20 protein-coding genes and 1 pseudogene are annotated in these 15,978 nt (G+C 71.5%); 16 read left to right on the top strand and 5 right to left on the bottom strand.

Annotated elements, in window-relative coordinates; all coding sequences use genetic code 11:
* From ybaK to ACWDR3_RS43140, 4 genes are all read right to left on the bottom strand, one after another.
* Positions 1 to 513: Cys-tRNA(Pro) deacylase (ybaK, locus tag ACWDR3_RS43125; RefSeq protein WP_450358112.1), on the bottom strand; the 513-nt coding region annotated here is incomplete at its 3' end.
* Positions 514 to 525: 12 nt separating this feature from the next.
* Positions 526 to 1,266 (bottom strand): LON peptidase substrate-binding domain-containing protein, encoded by a 741-nt coding sequence (locus tag ACWDR3_RS43130; protein ID WP_450358113.1) that lies wholly within the window; start codon positions 1,264 to 1,266, stop codon positions 526 to 528.
* Between the two features lie 11 nt (positions 1,267 to 1,277).
* Positions 1,278 to 2,309, bottom strand: a complete 1,032-nt coding sequence (locus ACWDR3_RS43135) for a hypothetical protein (RefSeq protein ID WP_450358115.1) — start codon at positions 2,307 to 2,309, stop codon at positions 1,278 to 1,280.
* 203 nt (positions 2,310 to 2,512) lie between these two features.
* Positions 2,513 to 4,090: an oxidoreductase gene (locus tag ACWDR3_RS43140; protein WP_450358116.1), complete on the bottom strand. Its 1,578-nt coding sequence runs from the start codon at positions 4,088 to 4,090 to the stop codon at positions 2,513 to 2,515.
* Positions 4,091 to 4,262: 172 nt separating this feature from the next.
* Here ACWDR3_RS43140 and hisD point away from each other — a divergent pair, with 172 nt between their 5' ends.
* The 8 genes from hisD to hisF are packed head-to-tail and all read left to right on the top strand — an operon-like array spanning position 4,263 to position 9,956.
* Entirely contained in the window at positions 4,263 to 5,588 is a 1,326-nt protein-coding gene (gene hisD, locus ACWDR3_RS43145) for a histidinol dehydrogenase (RefSeq protein ID WP_450358117.1), read from the top strand.
* Positions 5,585 to 6,691: a histidinol-phosphate transaminase gene (locus ACWDR3_RS43150; RefSeq protein WP_450358119.1), complete on the top strand. Its 1,107-nt coding sequence runs from the start codon at positions 5,585 to 5,587 to the stop codon at positions 6,689 to 6,691. Before hisD ends, ACWDR3_RS43150 begins: the two co-directional genes overlap by 4 nt.
* The gene (gene hisB / locus ACWDR3_RS43155; RefSeq protein ID WP_033284488.1) at positions 6,688 to 7,281 is read left to right on the top strand and encodes an imidazoleglycerol-phosphate dehydratase HisB; all 594 of its coding nucleotides are present in this window, start codon (positions 6,688 to 6,690) and stop codon (positions 7,279 to 7,281) included. The genes ACWDR3_RS43150 and hisB overlap by 4 nt, the downstream gene beginning before the upstream one ends.
* Positions 7,278 to 7,442 carry a hypothetical protein gene (locus ACWDR3_RS43160; RefSeq protein WP_280877318.1) on the top strand — a complete coding sequence of 55 codons (165 nt, stop codon included), beginning with the start codon at positions 7,278 to 7,280 and terminating at the stop codon, positions 7,440 to 7,442. The genes hisB and ACWDR3_RS43160 overlap by 4 nt, the downstream gene beginning before the upstream one ends.
* Positions 7,433 to 8,080: an imidazole glycerol phosphate synthase subunit HisH gene (gene hisH / locus ACWDR3_RS43165; RefSeq protein WP_450358121.1), complete on the top strand. Its 648-nt coding sequence runs from the start codon at positions 7,433 to 7,435 to the stop codon at positions 8,078 to 8,080. Before ACWDR3_RS43160 ends, hisH begins: the two co-directional genes overlap by 10 nt.
* 3 nt (positions 8,081 to 8,083) lie before the next feature.
* Positions 8,084 to 8,809, top strand: a complete 726-nt coding sequence (priA, locus tag ACWDR3_RS43170; RefSeq protein WP_124004301.1) for a bifunctional 1-(5-phosphoribosyl)-5-((5-phosphoribosylamino)methylideneamino)imidazole-4-carboxamide isomerase/phosphoribosylanthranilate isomerase PriA — start codon at positions 8,084 to 8,086, stop codon at positions 8,807 to 8,809.
* The gene (locus tag ACWDR3_RS43175; protein WP_450358122.1) at positions 8,806 to 9,204 is read left to right on the top strand and encodes a RidA family protein; all 399 of its coding nucleotides are present in this window, start codon (positions 8,806 to 8,808) and stop codon (positions 9,202 to 9,204) included. Before priA ends, ACWDR3_RS43175 begins: the two co-directional genes overlap by 4 nt.
* Positions 9,201 to 9,956, top strand: a complete 756-nt coding sequence (gene hisF / locus ACWDR3_RS43180) for an imidazole glycerol phosphate synthase subunit HisF (RefSeq protein ID WP_450358123.1) — start codon at positions 9,201 to 9,203, stop codon at positions 9,954 to 9,956. Before ACWDR3_RS43175 ends, hisF begins: the two co-directional genes overlap by 4 nt.
* A gap of 95 nt (positions 9,957 to 10,051) precedes the next feature.
* Here the strand turns inward: hisF and ACWDR3_RS43185 are convergent, their stop codons facing one another.
* Positions 10,052 to 10,687 (bottom strand): TIGR03085 family metal-binding protein, encoded by a 636-nt coding sequence (locus ACWDR3_RS43185; RefSeq protein WP_450358124.1) that lies wholly within the window; start codon positions 10,685 to 10,687, stop codon positions 10,052 to 10,054.
* Positions 10,688 to 10,769: 82 nt separating this feature from the next.
* On the opposite strand from ACWDR3_RS43185, the gene hisI reads away from it, so the two are divergent.
* From hisI to ACWDR3_RS43225, 8 genes and pseudogenes are all read left to right on the top strand, one after another.
* On the top strand, positions 10,770 to 11,189 hold the full coding sequence (gene hisI / locus ACWDR3_RS43190) for a phosphoribosyl-AMP cyclohydrolase (protein ID WP_450358126.1): 420 nt from the start codon (positions 10,770 to 10,772) through the stop codon (positions 11,187 to 11,189).
* Positions 11,190 to 11,200: 11 nt separating this feature from the next.
* A complete protein-coding gene (locus tag ACWDR3_RS43195) occupies positions 11,201 to 12,679 on the top strand; it encodes an anthranilate synthase component I (RefSeq protein WP_450358128.1) in 1,479 nt (492 codons plus the stop codon).
* A gap of 124 nt (positions 12,680 to 12,803) precedes the next feature.
* Entirely contained in the window at positions 12,804 to 13,445 is a 642-nt protein-coding gene (locus tag ACWDR3_RS43200) for a TIGR02234 family membrane protein (protein ID WP_450358129.1), read from the top strand.
* 111 nt (positions 13,446 to 13,556) lie between these two features.
* Complete coding sequence (locus ACWDR3_RS43205) at positions 13,557 to 13,817, top strand: HGxxPAAW family protein (RefSeq protein WP_450358131.1); 261 nt, start codon at positions 13,557 to 13,559, stop codon at positions 13,815 to 13,817.
* 80 nt (positions 13,818 to 13,897) lie between these two features.
* The gene (locus ACWDR3_RS43210) at positions 13,898 to 14,344 is read left to right on the top strand and encodes a DUF2752 domain-containing protein (RefSeq protein ID WP_450358133.1); all 447 of its coding nucleotides are present in this window, start codon (positions 13,898 to 13,900) and stop codon (positions 14,342 to 14,344) included.
* 145 nt (positions 14,345 to 14,489) lie between these two features.
* Complete coding sequence (trpC, locus tag ACWDR3_RS43215; protein ID WP_124004310.1) at positions 14,490 to 15,299, top strand: indole-3-glycerol phosphate synthase TrpC; 810 nt, start codon at positions 14,490 to 14,492, stop codon at positions 15,297 to 15,299.
* Between the two features lie 22 nt (positions 15,300 to 15,321).
* The gene (gene trpM, locus ACWDR3_RS43220) at positions 15,322 to 15,543 is read left to right on the top strand and encodes a tryptophan biosynthesis modulator TrpM (protein WP_450358134.1); all 222 of its coding nucleotides are present in this window, start codon (positions 15,322 to 15,324) and stop codon (positions 15,541 to 15,543) included.
* Positions 15,544 to 15,622: 79 nt separating this feature from the next.
* Positions 15,623 to 15,978: pseudogene (locus ACWDR3_RS43225) on the top strand (tryptophan synthase subunit beta); the annotation flags it as partial.

Raw genomic sequence — 15,978 nt, forward strand, 5'->3', positions numbered from 1 at the left:
GGGCGGTGAGCAACGAGTCACGGCGCGGCTCGCCCCGGAACCGGGCGGAGTCCCCGCGCACGGACACGGCCCGCAGCGTGCAGGCCCCGTACCGGCCGAGACGCAGATCGTGGGGTGGGACGACGCCGACTCGTCCAGGACCGTGGGGAGTTTCTTGCGCTGGCCGAGAGGGGAGATGCCCCCGCGGACGTAGCCCGTCGTGCGTTCCGCCAGCGTCGGGTCCGCCATCGTCGCCCGCTTGCCGCCCACCGCCGCCGCCAGCGCCTTCAGGTCCAGCGTTCCCGCCACCGGGACCACCGCCACCGTCAGCGTGCCGTCCACGTCCGCCACCAGGGTCTTGAAGACCCGCTCCGGAGACACGCCCATCGCCTCGGCCGCCTCCGCGCCGTAGGACGGGTGGGAGGGGTCGTGGTCGTAGGAGTGGATCGTGTGCGACACCCCGGCCGTGGTCAGGGCGACCGTCGCCGGTGTGCCGCCCGCGGAGTTCTGCTGCTTCTTGGACTTCTTCGCCATGAGTGCCGTGCCTCAGTTCAGGCTCGTCGGGCTGCGCGTCAGTTCCGACGCCGGTAGGGACGGCAGGTTACGGATGATCGCCGTCTCGGTGCGAAGGAGTTTCAGTTCCTCGCGCAGGCGGGACGCGATGTCCGGCGCCTGCAGCAGGCGTTGCTTCGTCGGCGTGTCGAGCATGATCGCCGCGGCCACGAGGTACGAGACCACGGACGGGTCGTCGGGGAGGTCCGCGCCCGTCGACAGCGAGCGCTCCCGCGCCCCCGCCAGTCGCTTCTGGTACTGGCGGAACGCCCGCAGCACCCCTTCCGCCAGCGCCCCGGCCCCCTCGCCCTGCTCCTCCGGCAGCTCCTCGATCTCGGCCGTCAGGAACGGGCCCGACGCGTCGACCGACAGCAGCCGCGCCCTGGCCGTACCCGTGGCGAGCACCTCGAAGGTGCCGTCCGCGCGCTCCCGGATCGTCGCCGCGTCGGCCACACAGCCCGTGCCGTGGAAGGACTTGAGCGGCTCGGGCCCGAAGCCGGCCGCGGGCCCCACATCGCGCGGCGCGGTCGGGTCGGGCATGCCGGGCGCGCTCGGCGCCACCTCATGGCCGTCGCGGATCGCCACGACGGCGAACCGGCGCGGTTCGTCCTCGGGCGTCTTGAGCAGTTCGCGCATCATGGCGCGATAGCGCTCCTCGAAAATGTTCAGAGGCAGCACCAGCCCCGGGAACAACACCGAGTTCAGGGGGAAGAGCGGGAGCTGGACGGTGGTCACGGCGCAGAAGCCTAATGGTCTCCGGAGCGGGCGCGTCCGCCACGCTCACTCCGTGGATGCCGGGGCGGCGACGACAGCACCGCCGAACGGATCTCGTCGCGGGTCCGCAGGAACAGCGCGAGCGGGTCGTCCGACTGCCGGTCCCACGGAAAGGACGTGGCGTACGGGCCGATCAGCCGCAGCTGCGCGTAGGCGTCGTCCCAGCGCTCCAGGCGTACGAGGACGTACATCAGCTTGTTGCGCAGCTCGGCCGGCCAGGGGCGGGCCGCGGGGAAGCGGGCGGAGAGCGCGATCGCCCGGTCGGCCGCCGCGTCCAGCCGGTGCCGGGGCACCTCCGGGCCGCAGTCGTCGGTCAGATAGGCCAGGACCGCGCGGGCCGGCAGCCCCTGGACCAGGGAGTCCTCGGGGGCGTCCTGCGCGGCCCGGTCGGCGAAGTCCAGGCACTCGCTGTGCGAGCCGTGCCAGAAGGCGGCGAGGTAGTTCAGGGCGGCCACATGGCAGCCGTAGTGGTGCGGGGCGCGGCGGACCGCGGCCTCCCACAGCTCCTCGAAGTACTTGTGCCCGGCGTTCGCCCCGCGCGCGTGGTCCAGCGCGATCCGCCACGGCACCGGGTCGCGGTCGTCGCCGCGCGCCGCGGCCGTGATCAGCGGGCTCACCTCGCGCAGCAGCTCCGCGCGCGCCGGAGAGGGCCAGGCCCGGTCGACGGCGAGCTGGGCCGCGACGACGAGCGCGTCGGGGTCGTGCGGGGCGGCCTCGTACCACTGCTCGAACCACTCCGCGCGGGAGCACGCGAAGGCCGCGAGACGGCGTACGCAGCGGTCGCGGCCCTCCCAGTCGGCGCCCCGGCGGGTGGCGGCGAGCAGCTCGGCCGCCGGCCGGTGCTCGCCGCGGGCCGCCGCGACCAGCACGGCGCCGAGACCGTCGTCGGGTACGTCGAGCAGCACCTCGTCGTCGGCCGGGAAGCCGGCGGAGAGGCGCGGCTCGGCCCGGGGTGTGCGGGCCGCGCGGCTGAAGGGGTGCAGCAGAGCCATGGTGTCGACCATTGAAGGACCGCAGGTCAGCCCGGCGCCAGATGGAACCGTCAAGTCATGGAAAGTTGTACGCGCCAAGGTCAAGGGAAGGTAAAAGGTGATGACTGTTCAACAACCGTTCGGTCGGGGCGGGCGCGAGTTCGGGAGGTCGTGTGCGTTCGGTGCGCATCCCGTGTGCACCCCTTGTGTGCCCGGGGATGGCCTGAATTACAGCCCTAGTTCCGCCGCAGCAGGCGCGTCGCCCCCGCCGCCACCGTCGTCGCCAGGATCCAGCCCAGGATGATCATCGTCGCCGCCAGCCACTGCCAGCCGCCCCGCAGCTGCCAGACGCCGACCTGGCCGAGGTCGATCACCGGGAGCAGCAGGTCGAGGGCGAACAGGGCCGGGTTCCACGCCGGATGACCCCCGGCCTGCACCGGCGGATGGCTCGCGTGCGCGAACGCCACCGAGCCCGCCGCCCACAGCACCGCCATCCACACCGCGGCCCGCCCCGGCCGGTACCCGTAGGCCACCGCCCAGTCCTGCACATACCCCCAGAGCTTGCCCGCCGGCGGCAGCGTCTCGCGGCGCCGGCGCTGCTTGGCGAGCAGCACCTCGCGCGCGTCCTCGTCCTCGCCGCCGGCCCGCAGCACGGCGGCCAGCCGCTCGTACGGCTCCGGGTTGTACTCGGCGGTCGCCGCGGCCACCCAGCCCAGCCTCTCCTCCAGCGGGAACCGGCCGATCGGCACCAGGTTCTCGTACGCGAAACCGCCCATCTGCAGGTTGCCGGGCGTCGGCCAGGCGCTCGACCGGTCGACCAGGTTGATCACCTTCGCGCCCGACAGCACGACCGCCCCGCGCTGCGGCCGCTCGCCCAGGAAGCGCAGCTCGGGCGTCTGCACCCGGCGCAGCGACAGTTCCTGGTCGTCGGTGAAGGTGAACCGGGCCCGCTCCAGGTCGACCGAGTCCCCGAACCGTCCGTCGTCCAGGCGCACCCCGCCCTGGCACTCGAACCGCTGGATGCGCGTCCCGCGCGCGGGCGTCGAGCCGCTCAGCGCGGGACTGCCGACGCCCGCCGGGGTCAGGTACAAGGTCCGCCCGACAGTGAGCTGGGGCGCGTTCAGCGCGAGCCGGGTGTACGGGTTGGCGAGGCGCGCCCCGCGCAGGCTCAGCGAGACGCCGACCTTGGCGCTGCGCAGGCTCAGCTCGCCGTGCGACTCCAGAAGCTCGGCCTGGAGGTCCTGGCCCACGGTCATGCCGTCGGCGGCGATCGAACGCCCTGTGCGGTCGCGGTAGACGATCGCCTGGTTGAGCAGCAGATCGGTGCCGATGTGCGCGTCGGTCAGCCGTACGCCGTTGTGGAACCGGCAGCGGGGCAGATGGAGGTCACCCTCCGTGTGCACCCGGGCCGCCTCCAGGCGGGGCACCGAGCAGTCCACCATCCGCATGGTCTGGAACCGCGCCTCGGGCAGCAGGATCTCCCGTTCGAAGCGGCAGCCGCGCAGTTCGACGTACGGCGTCACCGTGCCGCCCGCGAGGTCCAGCACCCCGCTGATCTGCACGCCACGGAGTTTCAGCGACGCCACCCGGCCGGAGAGCGCGGGCGGGCCGTCCAGCAGCAGCCAGCACACGATCCGCGCGCGTACCGTGCGCTCGGGACCCCAGGGATGGCCGCCGTGCGGATCGTCGACGACGGTGTCCCCGCTGCTCAGGTCGTACACGCTGCCATTGCGGAAGGCCTGCCACATGCCGGCCTCGGCGGCGGTCAGATCGTCCGGCAGATCCCCCGCGCGGATGCCGGCACCCTCGGTCACTGCGATGTCCTTCCTCCCCGTCCACCGACGGGTTTCGCACAGCTGGTGATGCCCGCTGAGTAACCCCCGGAACACTAGACGCGACGATGATCTTCCGGGTTCCGGCCACGTTCTGTATCAGCCATTGATACGCGCGGACAGGGCCCGATCCCGGTCTGCGAGAATTGCCCCTGTGATCTCCCGAATCGATCTGCGCGGCGACGCCCTCCCCGAAGGGCCCGCCCTGCGCGACCTGCTGCCCCGAGCCGACTTCGACGTCTCGGCCGCCCTGGAGAAGGTGCGTCCGATCTGCGAGGCCGTGCATCATCGGGGCGACGCGGCGCTGATCGACTTCGCCGAGAAGTTCGACGGGGTGCGGCTGGAATCGGTACGGGTCCCGGTCGAGGCGCTGAGCGCGGCTCTGGAACAGCTCGATCCGGCCGTGCGCGCGGCCCTGGAGGAGTCCATCCGGCGCGCCCGTCTCGTCCACCGCGAGCAGCGTCGTACGACCCACACGACCCAGGTCGTGCCGGGCGGTTCCGTCACCGAGAAGTGGGTGCCGGTCGACCGGGTGGGGCTGTACGCGCCCGGCGGACGGTCGGTCTACCCGTCGTCCGTGATCATGAACGTCGTCCCGGCCCAGGAGGCCGGCGTCGGCTCCGTCGCGCTCGCCTCCCCGCCGCAGGCCGACTTCGGCGGCCTGCCGCACCCGACGATCCTCGCCGCCTGCGCGCTGCTCGGCGTCGACGAGGTCTACGCCGTGGGCGGCGCCCAGGCCGTCGCGATGTTCGCGTACGGCACCGAGTCCTGCGCGCCCGCCAACATGGTCACCGGGCCCGGCAACATCTGGGTCGCCGCCGCCAAGCGGTACTTCACCGGGAAGATCGGCATCGACACCGAGGCCGGTCCGACCGAGATCGCGGTGCTCGCCGACGAGACCGCCGACCCGGTGCACGTCGCCGCCGACCTGATCAGCCAGGCCGAGCACGACCCGCTGGCCGCAGCCGTCCTGGTCACCGACTCCGTGACGCTCGCGGACGCGGTCGAGAAGGAGCTGGAGCCGCAGGTCGCGGCCACCAAGCACATCGAGGACCGGATCGTCCCCGCGCTGCGGGGCAGGCAGTCCGCGATCGTCCTCGTCGACGGCGTCGACGAGGGGCTGCGGGTGGTCGACGCGTACGGCGCCGAGCACCTGGAGATCCAGACGGCGGACGCGGCGGCGGTGGCCGACCGGGTGCGCAACGCCGGTGCGATCTTCGTCGGGCCCTGGGCGCCCGTCTCCCTCGGGGACTACGCGGCCGGCTCCAACCACGTGCTGCCGACCGGGGGTTGTGCCTGCCACTCCTCCGGGTTGTCGGTGCAGTCCTTCCTCCGGGGCATCCACATCGTCGACTACACCCGCGACGCCCTCGCCGACGTGGCGCATCACGTGGTGACGCTGGCGGAGGCGGAGGACCTGCCCGCGCACGGCGCGGCGGTCAAGGCGAGGTTCGGATGGAAGGTTCCTGAGAGCAAGTGACCGGCATCGACGATCTGCCCGTACGGGACGAGCTGCGCGGCAAGTCCCCTTACGGCGCGCCCCAGTTGGACGTGCCGGTACGGCTGAACACCAACGAGAACCCCTACCCGCTGCCCGAGGCCCTGGTCGAGCGCATCGCCGAGCGCGTCCGCGAGGCCGCCCGCGACCTCAACCGCTACCCCGACCGGGACGCCGTCGAGCTGCGCACCCAGCTCGCCAAGTACCTGACGGACACGGCCGGCTACCAGGTCGGCCTGGCCAACGTCTGGGCCGCCAACGGCTCCAACGAGGTCATCCAGCAACTGCTCCAGACCTTCGGCGGGCCCGGCCGCACGGCCATCGGCTTCGAACCGTCGTACTCGATGCACGGACTCATCGCACGTGGCACCGGGACGGGCTGGATCGCGGGTCCCCGCAACGAGGACTTCACGATCGATCTCGCCGCCGCCGAGCGGTGGATCGCCGAGAACAAGCCCGACGTCGTGTTCGTCACGACCCCCAACAACCCCACGGGCAACGCCGTTCCGCCCGAGACGGTCCTCGCGCTGTACGAGGCCGCGCAGGCCGCCAAGCCGTCGATGGTGATCGTCGACGAGGCCTACATCGAGTTCAGCCACGGCGACTCGCTGCTGCCGCTGCTCGAAGGTCGGCCGAATCTCGTCGTCTCGCGGACGATGTCGAAGGCGTTCGGGGCGGCGGGCCTGCGGCTCGGCTACCTCGCCGCGCACCCGGCGGTCGTCGACGCCGTCCAACTCGTACGGCTGCCCTATCACTTGTCGGCCGTCACCCAGGCGACCGCGCTGGCCGCCCTGGAGCACACCGACACGCTGCTCGGGTACGTGGAGCAGCTGAAGGGCGAACGGGACCGGCTGGTGGGCGAGTTGCGGGCCATCGGCTTCGAAGTGGTCGAGTCGGACGCCAACTTCGTGCAGTTCGGGCGGTTCGAGGATTCCCACACCGCCTGGCAGGCGATCCTCGACCGGGGTGTCCTGGTCCGGGACAACGGCATCCCGGGGTGGCTGCGGGTCTCCGCCGGAACCCCCGAAGAGAACGACGCGTTCCTCGACGCGGTCCGTCAGCTGAAGAAGGAGCAGAGCGCATGAACCGCGTAGGACGTGTGGAGCGGGTGACCAAGGAGACCTCGGTCGTCGTCGAGATCGATCTCGACGGCGCCGGCAAGGTCGACGTGTCGACAGGGGTCGGCTTCTACGACCACATGCTCGACCAGCTCGGCCGGCACGGTCTCTTCGACCTGACCGTGAAGACCGAGGGCGATCTGCACATCGACTCGCACCACACCATCGAGGACACCGCCCTCGCGCTCGGCGCCGCCTTCAAGCAGGCGCTCGGCGACAAGGTCGGGATCTACCGCTTCGGCAACTGCACGGTTCCCCTGGACGAGTCCCTCGCCCAGGTGACCGTCGACCTGTCCGGCCGCCCCTACCTCGTGCACACCGAGCCCGAGAACATGGCGCCGATGATCGGCGAGTACGACACGACGATGACCCGGCACATCCTGGAGTCCTTCGTCGCTCAGGCCCAGATCGCGCTGCACGTGCACGTGCCGTACGGGCGCAACGCGCACCACATCGTGGAGTGCCAGTTCAAGGCGCTGGCCCGGGCCCTGCGCTACGCCTCCGAGCGCGACCCGCGCGCGGCCGGCATCCTCCCCTCCACGAAGGGCGCGCTGTGACCGGCCTCTCGACCATCCTGATCGTCGTCGGCCTCTTCCTGGTCGGCGGCATCATCTCCTTCGTCAAGCAGGAGATGCCCAAGAGCCTGATCGTGCTGCTGTCCATCGCCGCCGCGATGTGCCTGGTGGCGGGTGTCGTCCGGCTGGAGGTGTGGAATTGAGCGCGGCCAAGAAGGTCGTCGTCTTCGACTACGGCTTCGGAAACGTGCGTTCCGCGGAACGCGCCCTCGCGCGCGTGGGTGCCGAGGTCGAGATAACGGGCGACTTCGACAAGGCCATGAACGCGGACGGACTGCTGGTCCCGGGCGTCGGCGCCTTCGCCGCCTGTATGCGGGGCCTCAAGGACGCGCGCGGTGACTGGATCGTCGGCCGCAGGCTGGCCGGCGGGCGCCCGGTGATGGGCATCTGCGTCGGCATGCAGATCCTGTTCGCGCGGGGCATCGAGCACGGCGTGGAGACCGAGGGCCTCGACGAGTGGCCCGGCACGGTCGGACCGCTGCAGGCGGACATCGTGCCCCACATGGGCTGGAACACCGTCGAGGCACCGGCCGACTCCCAGCTCTTCGAAGGACTGGACGCGGACGCGCGCTTCTACTTCGTGCACTCCTACGCCGTCCACGACTGGTCCCTGGAAGTCCACAACGGCCTGCTGCGCGCACCCAAGGTGGCCTGGTCGACGCACGGCAAGCCCTTCGTGTCGGCCGTGGAGAACGGCGCCCTGTGGGCCACCCAGTTCCACCCCGAGAAGTCCGGCGACGCCGGCGCACAGCTGCTCACCAACTGGATCGGAACCCTCTAGACCATGGCCAAGCTCGAACTCCTCCCCGCCGTCGACGTCCGTGACGGCCAGGCCGTCCGCCTCGTGCACGGCGAGTCCGGCACGGAGACCTCGTACGGCTCCCCGCTGGAGGCCGCCCTGGCCTGGCAGCGGTCGGGCGCCGAGTGGCTGCACCTGGTCGACCTGGACGCCGCTTTCGGGACCGGCGACAACCGCGCGCTGATCGCCGAGGTCACCGGCGCCATGGACATCAAGGTGGAGCTGTCCGGCGGCATCCGCGACGACGACACCCTCGCCGCCGCCCTGGCCACCGGCTGCACCCGGGTGAACCTCGGCACGGCCGCCCTGGAGACCCCGGAGTGGGTCGCCAAGGTCATCGCCGAGCACGGCGACCGGATCGCGGTCGGCCTCGACGTACGCGGCACGACCCTGCGCGGCCGCGGCTGGACCCGGGACGGCGGCGACCTCTACGAGACGCTGGAGCGCCTCAACAAGGAGGGCTGCGCGCGGTACGTCGTCACCGACATCGCCAAGGACGGCACCCTCCAGGGCCCGAACCTGGAGCTGCTGCGCAACGTGTGCGCGGCCACCGACCGCCCGGTCGTGGCCTCCGGCGGCGTGTCCTCGCTCGACGACCTGCGCGCCATCTCCGAGCTGGTACCTCTCGGTGTCGAGGGCTCCATCGTCGGGAAGGCCCTGTACGCGAAGGCGTTCACCCTGGAAGAGGCCTTGGAGGCGGTAGCCAAGTGAGCGACGTACGACGCGTGTCGAGCGGAGCGCCCTGGGAGGAGCAGTTCGGCTACTCCCGCGCGGTGGAACTGCCGAACGGACTGGTGCTGGTCGCCGGCTGCACGTCGATAGTGGACGGCGAGATCGCCGGCGGCGGTCCCTACGAGCAGACGATCAACGCGTTCAACGTGGCGATCGCCGCGCTCGCACAGCTGGGTCTGGGCCGGGACGACGTGGTGCGTACGCGCATGTACATCACGCACGCCCGGGACGTGGACGACGTGGGGCGCGCGCACAAGGAGCTGTTCGACACCGTCCGGCCCGCCGCGTCCATGATCATCGTCTCCGGCTTCGTGGACCCCAGTCTGGTCGTCGAGGTCGAGGTGGAGGCGTACCGAGGGGAGACCTCCGGATGACCCTCGCCGTACGCGTGATCCCCTGCCTGGACGTCGACAACGGCCGGGTCGTCAAGGGCGTCAACTTCCAGAACCTGCGCGACGCGGGCGACCCCGTCGAGATGGCCAAGGTCTACGACGCCGAGGGCGCCGACGAGCTGACCTTCCTGGACATCACCGCGTCCTCCGGCAACCGCGAGACGACGTACGACGTGGTGCGCCGCACCGCCGAGCAGGTGTTCATCCCGCTCACGGTCGGCGGCGGGGTCCGCACCGCCGAGGACGTGGACAAGCTGCTGCGGGCCGGCGCCGACAAGGTGGGCGTCAACACGGCGGCGATCGCCCGGCCCGAGCTGATCCAGGAGATCGCCGAGCGCTTCGGCAGCCAGGTGCTGGTCCTCTCGGTGGACGCGCGCCGGACCGAGAGCGGGTCCTTCGAGGTCACCACGCACGGCGGCCGCAAGGGCACCGGCATCGACGCGGTCGAATGGGCCCACCGGGCCGCCGAACTGGGCGCGGGCGAGATCCTGCTCAACTCGATGGACGCGGACGGCACCAAGGACGGCTACGACATCGAGATGATCGAGGCCGTCCGCAAGCACGTCACGGTCCCGCTCATCGCCTCCGGCGGCGCGGGCCGGCTCACCGACTTCCCGCCGGCCGTCGGCGCGGGCGCGGACGCCGTGCTCGCCGCGTCCGTCTTCCACTTCGGGGATCTGCGGATCGGGGAAGTGAAGCGGGCGCTCAGGGACGCGGGGCATCCCGTTCGCTAGGTAGCCGAGGGCGCCCTGGGGGAGAACCCGAGGGCGCTCTTCCGGAGAAGCCGGGGGCGCCTTTTCCGTGAAGCCGGGGCGCCTTTTCGGCTGCCTCAGATGCCCAGCTGCTTGGCTTCCTGGAGCTTGGCGATCGCGTTCTCGTCGCCGTCCAGCTCCACCTTGGCCACGCTCTGCCGGCCGTGGACGAACAGCAGCAGCTCCGAGGGCTCACCCGTCACCGTCACGACCGGTGCGCCCTTGTGGGCGACCGCGGTCTGGCCGTCCGGGCGGCGCAGCACCAGGCCGGTGGGCGCGCCGCGGCCCATCAGGCGGGCCATGCGCTCAAGGCGGGACCACAGGGCGTCCTGGAACACCGGGTCCAGCTCGCGGGGCGTCCACTCCGGCTGCGCCCGCCGTACGTCCTCGGTGTGGACGTAGAACTCGACCGTGTTCGACGCCTCGTCGAGCTGCTTGAGCTGGAACGGCGAGAAGCGCGGCGGGCCCGTACGGATGAGCTGGATCAGCTCCTCGTACGGCTTCGCCGCGAACTCCGCCATCACCCGGTCCAGGCGCGGCGCGAGCTGCTTGATCATGATGCCGCCGGCCGCGTCGGCGCGGCGCTCGCGCACCACCACGTGCGCGGCGAGGTCCCGGGCCTGCCAGCCCTCGCAGAGGGTCGGGGCGTCCGGGCCCGCGGTCTCCAGGAGATCGGCGAGGAGGAGTCGTTCACGCTTGGCGAAGGTCGACATACCGTCAGCCTACGACCGCGCGGAGGGTCCGCACAGTGGACGCAGGCCGGGACTGTCAGTGCCGCGCGGCACAATGGCACCCATGACCAGCAAGCCCCAGTCCAGCGGTCTCGACCCCGAGATCGCCGCCCGCCTCAAGCGCAGCCCCGACGGGCTCGTGCCCGCCATCGCCCAGCAGTACGACACCGGAGAGGTGCTGATGCTGGGCTGGATGGACGACGAGGCGCTGCACCGCACCCTGACCACCGGCCGCTGCACCTACTGGTCGCGCAGCCGCGGGGAGTACTGGGTGAAGGGCGACACCTCGGGGCACGTCCAGCACGTCAAGTCCGTCGCCCTGGACTGCGACGCGGACACGGTCCTCGTGAAGGTCGACCAGGTCGGCGCCGCCTGCCACACCGGCGCGCGCACCTGCTTCGACGCGGACGTGCTCCTCAAGGACGGTGCCGAAGCGCTCCTCAAGGGCGGCTCCGATTCCGGCTCCGCCGTCCCGAATCAGTAGGGTCAGCCGCCATGGACCTCGAGACCTTCCGCAAGCTGGCCACCGACCGTCGGGTCATCCCGGTCACCCGCAAGCTCCTCGCCGACGGCGACACCCCGGTCGCGCTCTACCGCAAGCTCGCCGCCGAGCGCCCCGGCACCTTCCTGCTGGAGTCCGCGGAGAACGGCCGCTCCTGGTCCCGGTACTCCTTCGTGGGCGTCCGCAGCGCCGCCACGCTCACGGCCCGCGACGGCCAGGCGCACTGGCTCGGCACCCCGCCGGTCGGCGTCCCGGTCGACGGCGACCCGCTGGCCGCCCTGCGCGCCACCATCGAGGCCCTGCACACCCCGCACCAGGAGGGCCTGCCGCCGTTCACCGGCGGCATGGTCGGCTATCTGGGCTACGACATCGTGCGCCGCCTGGAGAAGATCGGCCCCGGCGAGCGGGACGATCTCAAGCTCCCCGAGCTGACCATGCTCCTGACCAGCGACCTCGCCGTCATGGACCACTGGGAGGGCTCGGTCCTGCTGATCGCCAACGCGATCAACCACAACGACCTCGACACGGGCGTCGACGAGGCCTACGCGGACGCGGTCGCCCGCCTCGACGCCATGGAGGCGGACCTCTCCCGCGCGGTCGCCCAGCCGCCGGCCATACTCCCGCCCTCCGAACTGCCCGAGTACACCGCGCTGTGGGGCGGCCCCGACTTCCGGGCCGCCGTCGAGGACGTCAAGGAGCGCATCCGGGCCGGCGAGGCCTTCCAGGTCGTCCCCTCCCAGCGCTTCGAAACGCCGTGCACGGCCAGCGCGTTGGACGTCTACCGGGTGCTGCGGGCGACCAATCCCTCGCCGTACATGTACCTCTTCCGCTTCGAGGGCTTCGACGTCGTGGGCTCCAGCCCGGAGGCGCTGGTGAAGGTCGAGGACGGGCGGGCCATGGTCCACCCCATCGCCGGCACCCGCCCGCGCGGGGCCACCCCGCAGGAGGACCAGGCCCTCGCCGACGAACTGCTCGCCGACCCCAAGGAGCGCGCCGAGCACCTCATGCTGGTCGACCTCGGCCGCAACGACCTGGGGCGGGTCTGCGAGCCGGGTTCCGTCGAGGTCGTCGACTTCATGTCCATCGAGCGCTACTCGCACGTGATGCACATCGTCTCCACGGTGACGGGCCGGGTCGCCGCGGGCCGCACCGCCTACGACGTCCTGACGGCCTGCTTCCCGGCCGGCACCCTCTCCGGCGCGCCCAAGCCCCGGGCGATGCAGATCATCGACGAACTGGAGCCGTCCAGGCGGGGGTTGTACGGCGGCTGCGTCGGCTACCTCGACTTCGCGGGCGACTCCGACACCGCCATCGCCATCCGCACGGCCCTGCTGCGCGACGGCACGGCGTACGTCCAGGCGGGCGCCGGCATCGTCGCCGACTCCGACCCGGTCGCCGAGGACGAGGAGTGCCGCAACAAGGCGGCGGCGGTCCTGCGCGCGGTCCACACGGCGAACCGGCTGGGCGGCTGAGGCCGGGCGGTCGAGACAGGGCGGTCGAGGCAGGGCGGTTACGGCGGCAAACCGGACCCTTCCGGGCAGTGGGGCGCGTATCACGTGAGCCCCGGGTGACGGTTCGCCCGGGGTTCAGGCGATAGTGGGGTACGTGACTGCTGTTCCTCACCCCCGATCCGAAGCCGCGGGACCCGCACGGGCCGCCCGCCGGAGTCTTGCCGTGGCCCTGACGTCCGGCGCGCTCGGCGCGGCCGTGGCGCTGTTGTCGACGCGACAACGCTGGTCGGAGGGCACCGCGACGGTGGCCGGCGGCGCGTTTCCGCTCACCGCGAAGGGGAGCGACGTGACCGGCGTTCCCGCGGCCCTGGCGATAGTGGGTCTCGCCGCGCTGGTCGCCGTCTTCGCCGTACGCAAGGCCGGTCGGTTGCTGGTCGCGGTGCTGCTCGCGCTCTCCGGCGCCGGAACCGTTGCCGCTGCGCTGCTTGGTGTGTCCGACAGCTCTGCGTTGGACGAGCAGGCGGCGAAGGCGGCGGGTGATACTTCGGCGACTGTCGATGCCCTGTCGCATACCGCTTGGCCGTACGTTGCCGCTGTTGGCGGCGGGCTGCTTCTGCTGGCTGGGCTGCTCGCCATTCGGTACGGGCGGTTGTGGCCTGCGATGTCCGGGCGGTACGAGCGCAATGGGGCGCCGAGGGTTCGTCGGCGGGCCGCGCCGGTTGACCCGGATCGGCCGGAGGAGATCTGGAAGGCGCTCGACAGGGGCGAGGATCCGACCGGCGCCTAGCCCTTCTGGTGTGACCCCGGGAGAGGTTGCACCGGCGTATGCGGAAGAATGGAATCTGAGCGTTCGGCTCGGAGACGTACACGACGTACACACAGCAACGAGGAGCAAGTCATGGCGGGCAGCAGCCACGGTCACACCCCGGCCGCCTGGACCGGTGTCACGATCGCCTTCATCGGGTTCTGCGTTTCGGGTGTCTTTATGGTGATGGCTGAGCCCGTGGGCTTCTGGGCCGGCATGGTCGTCGTGGTCCTCGGCGGGGTCGTCGGCCTGATCATGCGCGGGATGGGCCTCGGCCAGTCGAAGGAGGACCCGCACGCGGAGGCGCGGGCGGCCGCCGCTGCGGCGAGCAGTCCGGTGGGCGTCAAGAGCTGACGCGCGTACGGCTTTCGTGAGGGGCGATCCGGTGCCGGGTCGCCCCTCGTTCGTGTCTCATTCGTGTGCGAGGGGGCAGAATGCGAGACGTGAATGCCGACAGCCAGAGGGTGACGCCGTCCGACTCCGGGTCGGCACTGGGCCGGATCGCGGTTCCCGCGGGGATCCTCGCGGCGGTCGTCGGGGCCTTCGCCTACGTGGGCACGGTGGACCCGAACGAACCCGGCCACTACCCCGCCTGCCCCCTGTACAGCCTCACCGGCGTCTACTGCCCCGGCTGCGGCGGCCTGCGCAGCGCGCACGCCTTCGCCCACGGGGACTTCCTGGGGGCGCTCCAGGACAACGCGCTGGCCGTGGTCGCCTATCTGGGCTTCGCCGTGGTGTGGACCGTATGGGTGGTGCGCGCGGCGCGCGGACGGCCGCTGCGCATCGATCTCGGGCCGGTGCACCTGTGGTCGCTGGGGACATTGCTGCTGGTCTTCACGGTTGTCCGGAACCTGCCCCTCGGTGGCTGGCTGCACCCTTGATCAATTGCCGAATGTCCAGGTAGTGGGACCGGCGTCAACCGGATGCGAGGCCTACGCCCCGCTCCGGATACCATCGACGTGACCACCGGTTTTATCCCTGGGTCAACAGCTTCGACAGTCAACCGTCTGGAAGGGGGCCGCTCGCGTGAGTGTGCTCGACGAGATCATCGACGGAGTCCGTGCCGACCTCGCGGAGCGGCAGGCGCGCGTCAGCCTCGACGAGCTCAAGGAGCGCGCGGCGAAGGCTCCCGCGGCCAAGGACGGACTGGCCGCGCTCAAGGGCGACGGCGTCAAGGTCATCTGTGAGGTCAAGCGCTCCAGCCCCTCCAAGGGCGCGCTGGCCGCGATCGCCGACCCGGCGGGCCTCGCCGCGGACTACGAGGCGGGCGGCGCGGCCGTCATCTCCGTCCTCACCGAGCAGCGCCGCTTCGGCGGTTCGCTGGCAGACCTGGAGGCCGTCCGCGCCCGCGTGGACATCCCGGTCCTGCGCAAGGACTTCATCGTCACGTCGTACCAGCTCTGGGAGGCCCGCGCGTACGGCGCCGACCTCGCGCTGCTGATCGTGGCCGCCCTGGAGCAGCCGGCCCTGGAGTCGCTGATCGAGCGGGCCGTCTCCATCGGCCTGACCCCGCTGGTCGAGGTGCACGACGAGGACGAGGTCGAGCGGGCGGTGGACGCCGGCGCCAAGGTCATCGGTGTCAACGCGCGCAACCTGAAGACCCTTGAGGTCGACCGCGGCACCTTCGACCGTGTCGCGCCCGAGATCCCGGCGGGCCTCGTCAAGATCGCCGAGTCGGGTGTCCGCGGCCCGCACGACCTCATCGCCTACGCCAACGCCGGCGCCGACGCGGTCCTGGTCGGCGAGTCCCTGGTGACGGGCAAGGACCCGAAGACCGCGGTCGCGGACCTGGTGGCCGCGGGCGAACACCCCGCACTCCGCCACGGCCGCGGCTGATCTCCCGCTAGAGTTACCCCCGATGACACTCACCCTGACCCCCGACCGGCACGCCCGCCTCGCGCGCGGCTGCCGCCCGCGGGGTTGCCGCGCCCCGGCGCGGAGGATCCACGGCCGCAGGGTCCGTTACGTCATCGGAGACGAACCCGGGCAGGTAAACGGCCGCCGATGGCAGCGCCCCGTAAGGGGCGCGGGGCTCTTGTCGACGTGCGGCTACCGCCGCGTGAGCGCGAGCAACCACTGACGGCCTGCCGCCAACAGACAAGTCCCCGCCCCCACGGCGAATAGTGTCTTTTCACACGCACTCACCGTGAGGTTTCCGCATGCCCAGCGAGTTCTTCATCCCCGACCCCGAGGGTCAAACCCCCAGCGCCGAAGGCTACTTCGGCGCGTTCGGCGGCAAGTTCATCCCGGAGGCCCTCGTAGCCGCCGTGGACGAGGTCGCCGTCGAGTACGAAAAGGCCAAGCACGACGAGGAGTTCGCCCGCGAACTGGACGACCTCCTGGTCAACTACACCGGCAGGCCCAGCGCGCTGACCGAGGTACCCAGGTTCGCCGAACACGCCGGTGGCGCACGGGTGTTCCTGAAGCGCGAAGACCTCAACCACACCGGCTCGCACAAGATCAACAACGTCCTCGGCCAGGCTCTGCTGACCAAGCGCATGGGCAAGACCAGGGT

Source organism: Streptomyces sp. NPDC001002, from assembly GCF_053599215.1.

Excerpts from the sequence above, each read along its gene's own strand:
- ACWDR3_RS43135 (WP_450358115.1), bottom strand. The coding sequence starts at position 2,309 with ATGGTCGACACCATGGCTCTGCTGCACCCCTTCAGCCGCGCGGCCCGC.
- hisB (WP_033284488.1), top strand. The coding sequence starts at position 6,688 with ATGAACCGCGTAGGACGTGTGGAGCGGGTGACCAAGGAGACCTCGGTC.
- priA (WP_124004301.1), top strand. The coding sequence starts at position 8,084 with ATGGCCAAGCTCGAACTCCTCCCCGCCGTCGACGTCCGTGACGGCCAG.
- hisF (WP_450358123.1), top strand. The coding sequence starts at position 9,201 with ATGACCCTCGCCGTACGCGTGATCCCCTGCCTGGACGTCGACAACGGC.
- ACWDR3_RS43185 (WP_450358124.1), bottom strand. The coding sequence starts at position 10,687 with ATGTCGACCTTCGCCAAGCGTGAACGACTCCTCCTCGCCGATCTCCTG.
- hisI (WP_450358126.1), top strand. The coding sequence starts at position 10,770 with ATGACCAGCAAGCCCCAGTCCAGCGGTCTCGACCCCGAGATCGCCGCC.
- ACWDR3_RS43195 (WP_450358128.1), top strand. The coding sequence starts at position 11,201 with ATGGACCTCGAGACCTTCCGCAAGCTGGCCACCGACCGTCGGGTCATC.
- ACWDR3_RS43205 (WP_450358131.1), top strand. The coding sequence starts at position 13,557 with ATGGCGGGCAGCAGCCACGGTCACACCCCGGCCGCCTGGACCGGTGTC.
- ACWDR3_RS43210 (WP_450358133.1), top strand. The coding sequence starts at position 13,898 with ATGCGAGACGTGAATGCCGACAGCCAGAGGGTGACGCCGTCCGACTCC.
- trpM (WP_450358134.1), top strand. The coding sequence starts at position 15,322 with ATGACACTCACCCTGACCCCCGACCGGCACGCCCGCCTCGCGCGCGGC.